The 13808-nt window shown below is 59.7% G+C and carries 10 protein-coding genes and 1 pseudogene; 6 read left to right on the plus strand and 5 right to left on the minus strand.

The features are described 5' to 3' along the window. The first annotated feature begins 134 nt into the window (after positions 1-134). The gene (locus EPE01S_RS13795) at positions 135-1478 is read left to right on the plus strand and encodes an EAL domain-containing protein (RefSeq protein WP_062746077.1); all 1344 of its coding nucleotides are present in this window, start codon (positions 135-137) and stop codon (positions 1476-1478) included. 25 nt (positions 1479-1503) lie between these two features. Here the strand turns inward: EPE01S_RS13795 and EPE01S_RS13800 are convergent, their stop codons facing one another. From EPE01S_RS13800 to EPE01S_RS13810, 3 genes are all read right to left on the minus strand, one after another. After that, positions 1504-4593 (minus strand): efflux RND transporter permease subunit, encoded by a 3090-nt coding sequence (locus EPE01S_RS13800; RefSeq protein ID WP_062746079.1) that lies wholly within the window; start codon positions 4591-4593, stop codon positions 1504-1506. Then, positions 4590-5693 (minus strand): efflux RND transporter periplasmic adaptor subunit, encoded by a 1104-nt coding sequence (locus EPE01S_RS13805; RefSeq protein ID WP_062746081.1) that lies wholly within the window; start codon positions 5691-5693, stop codon positions 4590-4592. The genes EPE01S_RS13800 and EPE01S_RS13805 overlap by 4 nt, the downstream gene beginning before the upstream one ends. 73 nt (positions 5694-5766) lie before the next feature. Then, on the minus strand, positions 5767-6381 hold the full coding sequence (locus tag EPE01S_RS13810; protein WP_062746083.1) for a TetR/AcrR family transcriptional regulator: 615 nt from the start codon (positions 6379-6381) through the stop codon (positions 5767-5769). A gap of 90 nt (positions 6382-6471) precedes the next feature. Here EPE01S_RS13810 and EPE01S_RS13815 point away from each other — a divergent pair, with 90 nt between their 5' ends. From EPE01S_RS13815 to EPE01S_RS13825, 3 genes are all read left to right on the plus strand, one after another. Continuing rightward, on the plus strand, positions 6472-7980 hold the full coding sequence (locus EPE01S_RS13815) for an efflux transporter outer membrane subunit (protein ID WP_062746085.1): 1509 nt from the start codon (positions 6472-6474) through the stop codon (positions 7978-7980). Then, positions 7977-9185, plus strand: a complete 1209-nt coding sequence (locus tag EPE01S_RS13820) for a multidrug effflux MFS transporter (protein WP_062746087.1) — start codon at positions 7977-7979, stop codon at positions 9183-9185. Before EPE01S_RS13815 ends, EPE01S_RS13820 begins: the two co-directional genes overlap by 4 nt. Positions 9186-9467: 282 nt before the next feature. Next, positions 9468-11054 carry a methyl-accepting chemotaxis protein gene (locus tag EPE01S_RS13825; protein ID WP_062746090.1) on the plus strand — a complete coding sequence of 529 codons (1587 nt, stop codon included), beginning with the start codon at positions 9468-9470 and terminating at the stop codon, positions 11052-11054. A gap of 49 nt (positions 11055-11103) precedes the next feature. Here the strand turns inward: EPE01S_RS13825 and EPE01S_RS13830 are convergent, their stop codons facing one another. Then, the gene (locus tag EPE01S_RS13830; RefSeq protein WP_062746092.1) at positions 11104-11904 is read right to left on the minus strand and encodes an isocitrate lyase/PEP mutase family protein; all 801 of its coding nucleotides are present in this window, start codon (positions 11902-11904) and stop codon (positions 11104-11106) included. Positions 11905-11995: 91 nt separating this feature from the next. Here EPE01S_RS13830 and EPE01S_RS13835 point away from each other — a divergent pair, with 91 nt between their 5' ends. Together EPE01S_RS13835 and EPE01S_RS23950 are read left to right on the plus strand one after the other, a co-directional pair. Next, entirely contained in the window at positions 11996-12886 is an 891-nt protein-coding gene (locus tag EPE01S_RS13835; protein WP_062746094.1) for a LysR family transcriptional regulator, read from the plus strand. 598 nt (positions 12887-13484) lie between these two features. Then, positions 13485-13624 (plus strand): annotated as a pseudogene (locus EPE01S_RS23950) (IS5/IS1182 family transposase); the annotation flags it as partial. Here the strand turns inward: EPE01S_RS23950 and EPE01S_RS23815 are convergent. After that, the coding region (locus EPE01S_RS23815; RefSeq protein ID WP_218007820.1) for a hypothetical protein at positions 13621-13808 on the minus strand (188 nt) is incomplete at its 5' end. The pseudogene EPE01S_RS23950 and the gene EPE01S_RS23815 overlap by 4 nt on opposite strands.

Raw genomic sequence — 13808 nt, forward strand, 5'->3', positions numbered from 1 at the left:
GCTGAATGTGAGCGTTTCAGGGCATCGATTATTTTACATAAGAGAGTGGTGTATCCAGAATGGGATGAAATCAATATTAAAATCAGGACCCTTTAATTGCGAACGGAGTGATTAACGCCATGCCGGGAAGAAGAATGCTGAAAACCCCTAATGAAGAACATCTTGAGTATATCTGCAGGATGGCTTTCCTTAGCGGTCTGGTCGTCACCGTTGGCTGGCTGGTGGTGTTTGCCATTATGCAGCAGTGGACGCTGGTGATCTCTCTGTTAATCATGGGGATGGCGGCCTTTTTCAGCTGGCGCATTGCCGCAGGGGGCTATTTCTCCACCGGGCTGATGCTGGCGCAGCTGGTCCATCTGATTTATGCCGTCCTGTTCTGTCTGCTGTATGACGTACCTGAAGCGGGTATCCCCAGAACCACACATCTCTACCTGCTGACGATTGCCCTGGTCGGTTATATCAACTATCAGCGCAGGCACACGCTGGCGCAGATGATGCTGATAGCGGTGACGCTGCTGGCGTTTATTATTTTCAGCAGTGCCGATCTGATCTATCCCTTTGCGCGACCGATACCTTACCGTCTTCACCTCTGTCTTCCGCTGATTAATGCCATGGCGGCCACCGTTATTTTATGCGGCGGTATTGCGGCCATGCATGTGGATTTTTCCCGCCACAGCGAGAAAATCAGGGCCATCCAGCATGCGCTGTATAACCATGAATTCGTTCTCTTTTATCAGCCGCTGCTCAATGCGGCCGGGCAGATTAGTGGGGCCGAAGCGCTGCTGCGCTGGCAGGAGCCGGGCAAGGAAATGGTCCCCCCCTCTGAGTTTATTCCTGATGCCCAGCGGGCAGGGTTGATGCCCGCCGTGGGGGAGTGGGTGATCGACAACGCCCTGAGCGCGCTGGCGGCATGGCAGCGCGATCCGGCGATGGCCCATCTGACCATCTCCGTCAATATTACCGTTGACCACCTGATGAAAGCGGATTTTGTCGAACGCCTGATCCACCTGGCTGACGTGCGTTCAGTGGCCCCGTCACGGGTGAAGCTTGAGCTGACAGAGAGTGTGTTTGCCTCGGATATTGAGACGGTGGTAGCGAAGATGCATGCGCTGGCTGCTGCGGGGTTCCGCTTCTCGCTCGACGATTTTGGTACTGGCTTTTCCTCGCTGAATTATCTGCGCCGTCTGCCGCTGGAGCAGATCAAAATCGATCGCAGCTTTATCTCTGGCGCAACGGAGGGGCCGAAAGGGGCAGTTATTGCCATGAATATTGCCCGCATGGGGCTGGAACTCAAGCTGGAGGTGCTGGCGGAAGGCATTGAAACCGCCGAGCAGTGGCTGCTGATGCAGGGATTTGGCTGCACGGCCTTTCAGGGGTTCTACTTTTCCCGCCCGCTCAGTTACAGCGATTTCCGCCTGTTTGCGCACAGGAACAGCCCCGGACAGCAGAACGGGGCCGCGGCTGAAGTCAGCCAGTAGTGCACTGAATTCAGCCGCGTCACGCTTATCTTTCGGCAGGCGTGCTGGGGCCTGACGCCGTCACCGGACGGATGCGGAACCAGATGGCGTACATCGCAGGCAGGAAGATCAGCGTCATTGCGGTTCCCCCAAGGGTTCCTCCAATCAGGGTGTAGGCCAGCGTCCCCCAGAACACCGAGTGGGTCAGGGGAATAAAGGCCAGCACCGCCGCCAGCGCGGTCAGCAGCACCGGACGGGCGCGCTGTACCGTGGCCTCAACCACCGCCTGGAACGGCGCTAATCCCTCCTGCTCGTTCTGATGAATCTGCCCAATCAGTATCAGCGTGTTACGCATCAGAATGCCCGACAGCGCGATCAGCCCGACCAGCGCATTGATACCGAACGGCTGCTGGAACAGCAGCAGCGTGGGCACCACGCCAATCAGCCCCAGCGGGGCGGTCAGGAACACCATCGCCATCGCCGACATTGAACGCACCTGCAGAATAATAATCAGCAGCGTCATGGCAATCATGATGGGGAACAGCGGCAGCATTGCCTGACTGGCTTTGCCGGACTCCTCAATCGAACCGGCCTGTTCAATACGGTATCCCGGTGGAAGCGCATCCACCACCGGCTGCAGGGACCGGCCAATCGCGACCGAGACATCCGGCGGTTGCAGGCCGTCGGCGATATCGCCGCGCACGGTGATCGTCGGGGTGCGATCGCGGCGTCGCAGCAGAGGCTCTTCCATACCAACGCTGACTTCCCCCACCTGAGACAGGGGAATGCGCTGCCCGGCGGCACCCACCAGCGTGAACGCAGAAATCTTAGCGGGATCGAGCCGGATGTCACCGGCGGCACGCCCCACCACCTGGACGGAACGGATATCTTCCCGCACGGCCGTAATCGGCACGCCGGCAAGCAGGAACTGCAACTGCTGCGCCACGGAACTGGAGGTCAGGCCTACGGCCTGCAGCCGGTCCTGATCCAGCGCAAAGTGCAGGACAGGTGTGCGTGGCCCCCAGTCGCTGTTGACCGTTCGCATCTGCGGGCTGGCCTGCAGGATGCCCTGAACCTTCGCGGCAATCGTGCGCAGTACCGCGGGGTCGGGACCCATTATCCGCCAGGCCACCGGGAACGGGGAGTAGGGCCCGAATACCAGCTGCGTGACCCTGACCCGGGCATCAGGCACCAGGCCATCGGCTGCCGCCTGACGCAGGCGGAGTTTCAGCGTATCGCGGTCCTGCTGGCTGTCGGTCAGCACGACAATCTTGGCAAAGGAGGGATCGGGTAGCTCCGGCGCCATGGCCAGATAGAAACGTGGCGCACCCTGCCCGATATAGGCGGTCACAATGCGCGTCTCTTTCTGTTTTTGCAGCCAGGCCTCTACCTTTGCACTGGCCGCGCTGGTCTGTTCTATCGACGTGCCGTAAGGCATCTGTACTTCAATCAGGACTTCCGGACGGTCGGACGCCGGGAAAAACTGTTTCTTCACCAGCCCCATACCGATAACCGCAGCGACAAACAGACCGATCACCGTGATCGCCACCAGCCATTTGCGGGCAATCACCTTGCCCAGCAGAGTGCGGAATCGGTTGTAATGACGGGTGTTATAGATGGCCGCATGACCGCCCGCCACCGGCTTGATCGCCGGCAGCATTTTCACCCCGAGGTAGGGGGTAAAGACCACCGCCACCACCCAGGAGGCAATAAGGGCGATGCCGACGATCCAGAACATATTGCTGGTGTACTCGCCTGCGGTGGACTGGGCAAAACCATTGGGCATAAAGCCAATGGCAGTCACCAGCGTCCCGGAGAGCATCGGTGCAGCCGTATGGCTCCAGGCATAGGCAGAGGCGGCGATGCGGTCATAACCCTCTTCCATTTTCACCACCATCATTTCAATGGCAATGATGGCGTCATCCACCAGCAGGCCCAGCGCCAGGATCAGCGAGCCCAGGGTAATACGGTCAAAGTTTTTTCCGCTGGCGGCCATCACCACAAACACTACAGCCAGCGTCAGGGGAACCGCTGCTGCCACCACCACGCCAACGCGCCAGCCCATGCTGACGAAACAGACCACCATCACCACCAGCAGCGCGACAAAGAATTTAACCATAAACTCGTCAACGGCCGAACTGATGTTCACCGCCTGATCGCTGACTTTGGTCAGCGACATCCCCAGCGGCATTCCGGCATTGATCTGTGCGGTTTCTTTGTCCAGCGCCTGGCCCAGATCGAGGCCATTCCAGCCGTCGCGCATAATCACGCCGAGCAGCAGCGCCTGTTCACCGTTGTTGCGCACGATAAAGGTGGCGGGATCTTCATAGCCCCGTTCGACGGTGGCCACATCGGACAGCTTGAGCGTGCGGCCCTGCACACTGATCGGGGTATTACGGATTTTATCCAGCTTGTCGAGCGCACCTTCAAGACGCAGGAAAATCTGCGGACCGTGCGTATCGATCGAACCGGCAGGGGTCAGCAGGTTCTGTCCGTTCAGGGCGTTAAAAATATCCTGCGGCATTACGCCCAGGGTGGCCAGCCTGTCATGAGAGAAGGAAACAAATATACGTTCAGGCTGCTCGCCGATGATATTGACCTTTTTCACCCCCGGCACATGCAGGATCCGCTGGCGCAACGCCTCGGCATCGCGCACCAGCTGACGCTGAGGTTCACCTCGCGCTTTCAGCGCGAACAGGGCAAAGGTCACGTCTGAAAACTCATCGTTGACCATCGGCCCGATCACGCCGGCGGGGAGATTCTGACTTTCGTCACTCAGCTTTTTACGCGCCTGGTAAAAGGACTCCTGAACCTCACCGGGGGGCGTGCTGTCGAGCAGGGAGACCATGGTGAATGCCATGCCCGGACGGGTATAGGTCTCGGTACGGTCATACCATTTCAGTTCCTGCAGGCGCTTTTCTAACGGGTCAGCCACCTGGTCCTGCATTTCCTGCGCCGTTGCGCCGGGCCAGGCGGTAATGACGGTCAGCTGCTTGACGGTAAAAGGGGGATCTTCTGCCCGTCCCAGTTGAAAGAACGCCAGGATCCCTGCGACGGCCACCAGCAGGATCAAAAACAGGGTCACGGAGCGTTCACGCACCGCGAGGGCGGAGAGGTTAAAGCGATGCGCACTCATGGCTGGGCTCCCGGGACATTTTGCACGGCCAGACGTACTTTTTCCCCGTCGTGAAGCAGATGGGCACCGAGTGCCACGACCTGCTCACCGCGCGCCAGCTTCCCCGTCACGCGGGCGGTATCATCACTCAGGCTGATAACCTGTACGGCGCGCCAGGTGACGGTCGCCGGCTTGCCCTTCACTACCCACACTCCTGGCCCCTGGCCTGCGTCGTACACGGCGGCGATCGGCACCTCCACGCCCGGACGGGCATCGGCGGTTTGTGGCAGGCGCAGCGTCACCGTAGCGCCAAGCGGGGCGCGGGCAAGGGCATCCTGCAGAACGTAGCGGGCTTCATAGGTGCGGGTCACGCTGTCAGCAGAGTCAGACAGCACCCGCAGGGTGGCCGCGACGGGCGCGTCTTTATTGCCGTACAGCGAGGCCCAGGCGAGAGAGTGAAGCGCAGGACGCAGGGTTTCAGGGAGTTGCACAACGGCTTCGCGTTGTCCTGCCCGGGCCACGCGCACCACGGCCTGTCCGGCGCTGACCACCTGGCCGGGTTCGGCCAGGGTTTCCATCACCACACCGTCTGCGTCGGCCCGCAGCACGGCATAGGTCGAGGCGTTACGCGAGACATCGGCCTGTGCCTGGGCGGCGTTCAGATCGGCCTTTGCCGCTTCTGCCGTGGCCTTAATCTGGCTGTAAGACGAGGCCGAGATGGCCCCGGCGGAGACCAGGCCCCGGTAACGGCGCTCGTCTTCCGTGGCCTGCACGGCGCGGGCGCGGGCGGCGGTCACCGCCTCCTGCTGGGCGCGAACCTGCAGCCCAAGATCAACCGGATCCAGACGCATCAGCGGCTGCCCCTTGCTGACACTTTGTCCGCTATCGACAAGGCGTTCCAGCACCTTACCCGATACCCGGAAGCCCAGATCGCTTTGAGTACGTGCGGCAACAACGCCGGTAAAGGTGCGTGAAGATGCGGCGGCATCCTGCACGCTGGCCACCCGCACCAGCGGAGGCTGATTGCGGGGATCCCCGGCCTCTGAGGGGGGATCGCCACAGGCGGCCAGGGTCAGTGGCAGCAGACAGACAGCAATGGTAACAGGTCGTAGCCGGAGCATGGGTTCCCTTACTTATTGAAAAGAGCAGAAACCGCATTCTGTAACTAGTGACCAATTATGTCAATGGTCACTTTCAGGGGGCGAGGCTGCGCAGGATCAGCGCCGCCAGCTGAACCGCCCCTTCCTCGGCAATTTCCAGATTAAATTGCAGCTGCACCGGATTCATATAAGGGCGGATCACCAGATAGATAGCGCTGGAGGCTTCGTCGAGCGGGGTCTTACGTTCAAACTCGCCCGACTCCCGGCCCTGATGCAAAATGTCCTGTATCAGCAGTCGCAGATGTTCTTCGTGCCCTTTGATCGACGGCCAGCGATCGCGAGCCGCTACGGCGGCAATGTCATACAGTTTACGATCGTGGAAAAACAGCTCTCTGCCGGTGTCGGACAGCGTGCGGAAGAGGCGGCGGAGCTTGTCGGAGGCGGTCGGGGCCTCCGCGATGGCACTGTCGACGCGCGCCATGATCATCGCCAGGCGGTTGGCACAGATCACTTCACCGATTGCCTGTTTCGAGTCGAAAAACTTATAGATATAGGCTTTTGAAAAACCGATGGCTTTGGCCAGATCGGACACGGTGGTTTTTTCGTAACCGTAATGACCGAAGTGTACGGTCGCCGCCTCGACGATCTGGTCGCGCACGCTGTGCTCGGAGGGCCCGCGTGACGTGGGCAGAGGGGTATTTTCAGTCATATTCACCACTTAGCTTGTAGAGCCTGATTGACAACTAGTGACCATTTGGTAATCTGGTCACTATCTTAACGCGTTTCCCAAGGAATCTCCATGTCTTCCCTGCGTTCCCTTGTTGTGGCTGTGAGCAGCACGTTGCTGTTCGGCTGTGCCGTTGGCCCGGACTATCACAGACCCGGGGTTCCATTACAAGCGCGTTACCTGAGCCAGCCTTCTGCGGGCGAACGCGCCGCACTACCGGTCACCTCGCTGGCTGTCTGGTGGCAGGGATTTAACGATCCTGTGATGACTCACCTGATTTCGCAAGCCCTGGCGCAGAATCTCGATCTGACGCAGGCCATCGCCCGTGTCGCTCAGACGCGCGCCGGACTGGGAACGGCGACTGCCGCACTGTTGCCTTCAGGTAATATCAGCGCCCAGGCCGGACGCGCCCGCGAATCGACGGAAACCCCGCTGGGGAGAGTTCTCAGTACCACTCCGGACTATGATCGCTACGGCAGTCGCTGGGAAACCAACCTGGGAGCCAGCTGGGAGCTGGACCTGGCGGGGGGACAGCGGCGTCAGCGTCAGGCCGCGCTGGCGGAATATCAGGCTGCGCAGGCGGATGTAGTGGCAACCCGACTGGCCGTCGCCGCACAAACGGCGGATCTCTATATTACCGTTCGCGGCCTGCAGATGCGGCTTGAGATTGCCCGTCAGCAGTCCGCAACGCAGCGGATGCTGCTGGAAAAAGTCAGACTGCGCCAGCGCGAGGGCATCGCGGCAGAATATCAGGTGCGCCAGACCGAAGGGGCGCTGTCACAGGTGGACGCTACGCTGCCGGTTCTGCGTAACGGGCTGGAGACGGCCATGAATGCGCTGGATGTGATGTTAGCCACGCCGCCCGGCACGCAGCGCCGCCTGCTGGAGGTGCCTGTGGGGCTGCCTGCGATCCCATCGATGAGCGATACCGGAACCCCCGGCGATCTGCTGAGGCGCAGGCCTGACCTGATTGTGGCAGAGCGTCGTCTGGCGGCGTCAAATGCGCGCATCGGGGTCGCTATCGCGGAGTATTACCCCAAATTTAGCCTCAGCGCCTTGCTGGGCAGTGCGACCTCGCTTTCCGACGGCCATCTGTTCAGCGGCCCCGCCAGCCAGTCGTCAGTGGGGCTTGGCCTGCAGTGGCGTTTGTTTGATTTTGGCCGTATCAATGCCGACATTGACCGTGCCAGGGGCCAGGAGGCTGAAGCGCTGGCTGCCTATCGTCAGTCGGTGCTGCGCGCAACAGAAGAGGTTGAAAATGCCTTTTCCGCGCTGATCAACCGGGAACAGCAGGCGAGGATTCTGGCGCAGGGAGAGGCGTCCCTGACCCAGGCCCGCGCCTCTTCATATGCCGCCTGGCAGAACGGTGCGGCCAGCCTGATTGACGTATTGCAGGCAGATGATACCCGGCTTCAGGCGTCGGATGGCCTTGTGATGGCACAAACGGCATCAGCCCGTGCCGCCGTTGCGGCATTTCTCGCCCTCGGGGGCGGATGGCAGCCGCCGGCGAGCGACGAAGCGGCCTCCGCCGCCACCGATCGCGCCGTCAGCCATGTCCGCTCCGCAGGAGTTCAACCGTGAGTTCCCCTGAGCAGGCCCCGGCTGTGCGCCCGCTGACAGGGAAGATCGTTGCGTTACTGGCCGGGTTAGCCGCCATTGGCATGCTGTCGACGAATATTATCCTGCCGGCCTTTCCGGAGATGGGCAGGGCGCTGGGCGTATCCACCCGCGAGCTTGGGCTGACACTGTCGGCATTCTTTATCACCTTCGCCTTTGGCCAGCTGGCAGTGGGCCCGCTGGCGGATCGCTTCGGACGGCAGAAACTGGTCCTGGGCGGGCTGGCGGTGTTTGTCACCGGCAGCGTGCTGGCGGGCTGTGCGGACAGCCTGGCGCAGATGATTACCGGCCGGGTGATTCAGGCGCTGGGGGTCTGCGCAACGTCGGTTCTGTCCCGGGCCATTGCCCGCGATCTTTACGAGGGGGATACGCTCGCCAGGGCGCTCTCGCTGACGATGATTGCCACGGCCGCCGCACCGGGTTTTTCGCCCCTGCTGGGCAGCCTGTTAACGCTGGCGTTCGGATGGCGGACCATGTTCCTGCTGGTGGGGCTGAGCGCCGTGGTGCTTGCCGTGTGCTACCGGTGGGGGATGGGAGAAACTCATCCCGCCGATCGGCGTGCACCGCATTCGGCCGGTACGGTGATCCGTGCCTACTGTCGGCTGCTCACTGACCAGCGTTTTATCCTGCCTGCGCTGTCGATGGCGCTGCTGATGAGCGGGCTGTTCGCCGCTTTCGCTGCGGCTCCGGCCATTCTGATGAATGGAATGGGGCTGTCCCCGCTCCAGGCCGGATATTTCTTTGCCTCGACGGTCTTTGTGGTCTTCTCGGCGGGACTGGCCGCGCCGCGTCTGGCCCGCCGTTTTGGCTCAGCCAGGGTAGCTGCCGCCGGGATCGCTATCGCCACTGTCGGAGGGCTGGTGCTCTTTTGGGGCCCCGCCCACCCCGGACCGGGGGCGTATGCGCTTTCGATGGTGCTGTTTCTTCTGGGAATGGGGCTGGCTAACCCGCTGGGGACGGCGCTGGCCATGGGGCCGTTTGGTCAGGAAGCGGGGCTGGCTTCCGCCCTGTTTGGCTTTCTGCAGATGGCCGCTGCGGCCCTGGCGACCTGGCTGGGGTCGGTACTGACCTTTGCCCCGGTAAGTACGCTCGGCGGCCTGCAGACCAGCGCCTGCCTGATGGCGTTGCTGCTGCTGATGATGCGCAACGCGGCGACGTCGCCACCCTGACGCCAGCCTTCCTCCGCGCGGTGATCTGCCGCCACTGACTAAATTTTCCGCTCTCGCGGCCGATAACATGATCGGTTTGTTAAACAACATCACAATGCCTGCTTTATCGTTGTGCATCCGGATCCTGATGGGCTGAAACAAAAAAACAGAGCCGGATTCACAGGATCCTGATGATTTTTTTGACTTACACACACTGATGCTGACTGCAATTATGCTGTTACGGAATGCCCGTATACGATTGTCAGAGAGCATGAAATTCCGACCCTGATGTAAGGTAAAAACATGCTCAGAATAAAAAATATGAAACTCAGCGTGATGCTGAGTCTGGCGTTTCTGGTGGTTATTGCCGGCGGCGTAATGGTCTCCGTTTTTGCGGGAATTAAACTGTCTGATGCCAACGATCAGCAGAAACTCACCAGCGCCCGGCTGGACGACCTGCAGATACTGCGGACGGTGAAGGATAACGCCACCCTGCAGTCAACGCTGATGCTGCGGGCACTGGCGACAGAAGAGGGTGCCGTTGCGCCTGACATGCTGGCGCAGATTGAACAGGCCCAGTCCGGTAATCAGGCCATCACCACACGCTTCCGTCAGCTGGTGGAAGGGGCGAAATCGCTGCCAGGCATTAATCTGCAGGAAGTCGAGGAAGCCTCGACGCTGCTGGCTGGCATCGAGCAGACGCAGCCGGCGTTCGTGGCGGCGATGACCCGTCTGCTACAGTTGAAAAGTAGCAACGATATGGCGGGCACCCGCGCGCTGATCACCGGGCCGTTAAAGGTGGCGCAGGATGCCTACCTGACGGCAATTGACGCCATGGTCAGTTACCAGAGTCGCGTGACCAAAGGCACGGCCGTACAGTCACAGGAGAGCCTCTCCGGGGTGTTCGTGACGCTGATCGTCCTGACGCTGGCGTCGGTGGCGCTGGGTCTGCTGATGAGTGGTTTGATTACCCGTCATATCAAGCGGCAGTTAGGGGGCGAACCGGTTCAGGCCCAGCGACTGGCCTCGGCCATCGCGGACGGCGACCTCAATACGCCGGTCGAACTGCGGGCAAAGGATACCACCAGCCTGCTGGCGTCTCTTGATGTGATGCAGACGCGCCTGCGGAGTCTGGTCACGCAGATCAAAGAGACGGCGGCATCGGTGTCGCTGGCGTCGGATGAGATTGCCCAGGGGAATACCGAGCTTTCTTCCCGTACGGAGCAGCAGGCGGCGGCCCTGCAGCAGACGGCGGCGAGCATGGAGCAACTGACGGCCACCATCAGAAATAACTCCCAGAGCGCCACGCAGACCGCCTCGTCTGCACGCGGTGCGGCGGTGCTGGCGCGCGAAGGTGAGGAGCATGTCCAGACCATGGGCAGCACGATGAAAGATATCGCGCAGAGTTCAGGTAAAATTCGTGATATTACCGGCGTGATCGAAGGCATCGCTTTCCAGACCAATATTCTGGCGCTGAACGCGGCCGTGGAAGCGGCGCGTGCCGGTGAGCAGGGGCGTGGGTTTGCCGTGGTGGCAGGTGAAGTGCGTATCCTTGCACAGCGCAGCGCCACCGCCGCCCGTGAGATCAAGGCGCTGATCGCGGAAGCGGTGGCCGAAGTGGAAAACGGCGTGACGGTGGCGGACAACACCGGACGCAGCATTGTGGCGGTGGTCAGCATGGTGAGTGAGCTTGCCGCGTCAATGGATGAAATCGCCCTGGCCTCCGGCGAGCAGATGCTGGGCATTTCCCAGATCAGCACCGCGGTCAGCCAGATGGATAATGTGACGCAGAGCAATGCGGCGCTGGTGGAAGAGTCTTCTACCGCGTCACAGTCGCTGGCAGAGCAGGTTCACAGCCTGCAGGCGATGACCGATACCTTCCGCGTATAATCTCCCTGCCGGGCGGGCCTGTTGCGGTCCGCCCGTATCCGTTGTCAGTCTAAAACAGCGCGTTAATATCTGCATAGGGTGTGGCTGTCGCCATCAGCGGTGCTGTCTCGTCCTGCGATAAAAAGCCCCGCACCAGCTGTTTGTTACTGGCCCACAGCGTCTGTGGCAGCCAGGAGCCAGCGCTGATGCGTCGCACGCCGCAGGCTGTCAGCGATGCCAGCGGCGGAAGTTGGGGCCAGACGCTGACGTTGAGCAGCAGATCGCTGCCTTTGGCGATCGCCTGCATCTCCTGCGCTTCCACTAATCCCAGCACAAACAGACCATCAGCCCCGGCGTGACGGTAGTTCTGTGCCCTCAGGATCACTTCGCCCGCCTTATCCCCGGCCGGGACCAGATTACGTGCGTAGACGTCAGTACGCACATTGATATACAGCTCAACGCCTGCGCTGATGCTGGCGGCTCTGATGGCCTCAACCTTACGGCAAAGTAACTGCGGATGGGCGCTGCCGTCTTCAATATTGATCCCCACCACGCCTACATCGATCATCTGTCTTACCGTGTCGGCTACGGTGGCTGGATGTTCATGATAACCCCCTTCGATATCGGCGCTGAGGGGGATGTTGATCACGCGGGCAATGGATGCGGCGCGGGCAACATACTCTGCGACCGGGAGCTGATTGCCATCGCGATAGCCCAGTGACCAGGCCACGCCCGCGCTGGTGGTGGCAATCGCCTGTGCGCCGAGCATTTCGATCTGGCGTGCGCTGCCTGCATCCCAGGCATTGGGCAGACGCAGGGGGAGGGGCTGGTGGTGCAGGGCGTGGAACCGGGCGGCAGAAGAGGTGTTCATCAGATGTTCTCCAAAAAAGAACGATTCTAATCATGCTTAATTTTCTTGATAATAGCTGCTAATAAGATTCATTCGTTTATTGAGAGCAATAATGTCTGCGCCGCCTCTGCACTTAGTGCAAACCTTTATCGCTGTGGTTGAACACAACAGTTTTGCCCGTGCGGCGGAAGCGCTGGCGATCACCCCTTCCTCCGTCAGTCGTTTTATCAAGATGCTGGAACACCATCTGGGCACCCAGTTGCTGAACCGCACCACGCGGGCGATGTCGCTGACCGACACCGGGCAGCGCTATTTTTCTGAATGCCAGCAGGCGTTAGGCCAGCTGCGCGATGCCGCCGATCGGGTGCGCGACGAACAGGTCAGGCCGCAGGGCAGGCTGGTGGTCAGCGCACCCGTAGCGTTTGGTCACACCCACGTGGTGCCCCATCTGGCGGGATTTCTGCGTGCCTTTCCGGATATACAGCTGGATTTACGCCTCAATGATGGCTATGTGGATCTGGTGGCGGAAGGGGTGATGCTGGCCCTGCGTATTGGCCAGATGAAGGACTCCTCACTGGTGGCGCACAAGCTGCTGGAGAACCGCCGTATTCTGGTGGCCTCTCCGGCCTATTTGGCATTAAGAGGCACGCCCACAACGATTGATCAGCTTGGGCAACACGCGTGTATTGTCTCTGCGGCCAGCCAGGATGGTCTGTCCTGGCGTCTGTTTTCTCAGGGTGAACAGCGCACGCTGGAACCCCGTGGGCGCGTTACCGTGGACAACGCAGATGCAGCCCGACGGCTGTGTGTCGACGGCATGGGGATCGCTTTTCATTCCGCGCTGACAATGAGCGCTGCCATTGCCGCCGGAGACCTGGTGCAGGTGCTGCCGCAGTGGACCGGCCGTGAAACCGGGTTGTACTGCGTACGACCCAACCGGCGCATTGGCCCGGCGGCACGGGCGTTTATTGAATTTTATTCAGCGTGCTGGTCGGTCGAATAAAAACGCCATCCAGACGGATGGCGCTAGATGAAGGGAGCTCACTCAATGCCGTATTTCTTGTCAGTGACAAATTTCGGTTCTTTCCAGTTTGGGCCTTTGACCACCTGCCCGTTCAGGTCCTGAAGCACGCCTTTCCGGAATAATTCGTCATAGGTCCTTGAAAGATCTCCGCTGGATATGACGTCATATCGGTTATAAGTGAACGGCTTATCCAGCTTTGTATAATCAGATGTAGGCCCCAGGAAGGTTAATACATCTTCTACACTTTCATTTTTTACTATTTCGGTTAAAGATATTATTTATCTCCTTTGAAAGCATCCTTCAACTCTTTTTCATATGCGGCTTGTAAGGCCGCATCGGTATAAAGAGTTTGCTCTTTTTCATTAATTTCATAATCTTCTAACGTTGCAGTAAGAGTATTATTCCATACTGATTTTTCTCTGGAATGCTTTCAGGTAACGTACCATCTTTAACCCCCAAGATTTCTGTACCGTTTCTAAAAAGGTTCGCGGAATAGTCGATCACCTTGAGGTAACTCAGTCGGGATTGAGCTACCGGTCACTCGCCTGATATCCCACATTATCCACAGGACAGGCTGAGACTTACCGGGAGCAATGCTTACTGGAAATGGAACACGGCTTATAACCTGTGGTCGCTGTCCGAAACGGCAATGTACCGGGTTAAACAGCTTTCGGTGGACACCTGACGCTGTGTGACTTCGATGCGCAGGTTAGTTAGGCGATGACCATAATTCGTATCTTAAACAAAATGACGCGTGCATGGATGCCATAAAGTTTGCGGATTGCCTGAGGAAGACAGAGACGGGAGCTGCTTTTATCTAAATCCGGTTTATTCAACAAAGGGGGGGCTGCGGGCTTAGAATGCAAAAACGGACCTCCGTGGAGATCCGTTGATATGAATA

Source organism: Erwinia persicina NBRC 102418 (assembly GCF_001571305.1).
GTDB lineage: Bacteria > Pseudomonadota > Gammaproteobacteria > Enterobacterales > Enterobacteriaceae > Erwinia > Erwinia persicina.

What these genes read in the sequence shown, in the direction of transcription:
- EPE01S_RS13795 (WP_062746077.1), top strand. Translation starts at nt 135, where the DNA reads ATGCTGAAAACCCCTAATGAAGAACATCTTGAGTATATCTGCAGGATG.
- EPE01S_RS13800 (WP_062746079.1), bottom strand. Translation starts at nt 4,593, where the DNA reads ATGAGTGCGCATCGCTTTAACCTCTCCGCCCTCGCGGTGCGTGAACGC.
- EPE01S_RS13805 (WP_062746081.1), bottom strand. Translation starts at nt 5,693, where the DNA reads ATGCTCCGGCTACGACCTGTTACCATTGCTGTCTGTCTGCTGCCACTG.
- EPE01S_RS13810 (WP_062746083.1), bottom strand. Translation starts at nt 6,381, where the DNA reads ATGACTGAAAATACCCCTCTGCCCACGTCACGCGGGCCCTCCGAGCAC.
- EPE01S_RS13815 (WP_062746085.1), top strand. Translation starts at nt 6,472, where the DNA reads ATGTCTTCCCTGCGTTCCCTTGTTGTGGCTGTGAGCAGCACGTTGCTG.
- EPE01S_RS13825 (WP_062746090.1), top strand. Translation starts at nt 9,468, where the DNA reads ATGCTCAGAATAAAAAATATGAAACTCAGCGTGATGCTGAGTCTGGCG.
- EPE01S_RS13830 (WP_062746092.1), bottom strand. Translation starts at nt 11,904, where the DNA reads ATGAACACCTCTTCTGCCGCCCGGTTCCACGCCCTGCACCACCAGCCC.
- EPE01S_RS13835 (WP_062746094.1), top strand. Translation starts at nt 11,996, where the DNA reads ATGTCTGCGCCGCCTCTGCACTTAGTGCAAACCTTTATCGCTGTGGTT.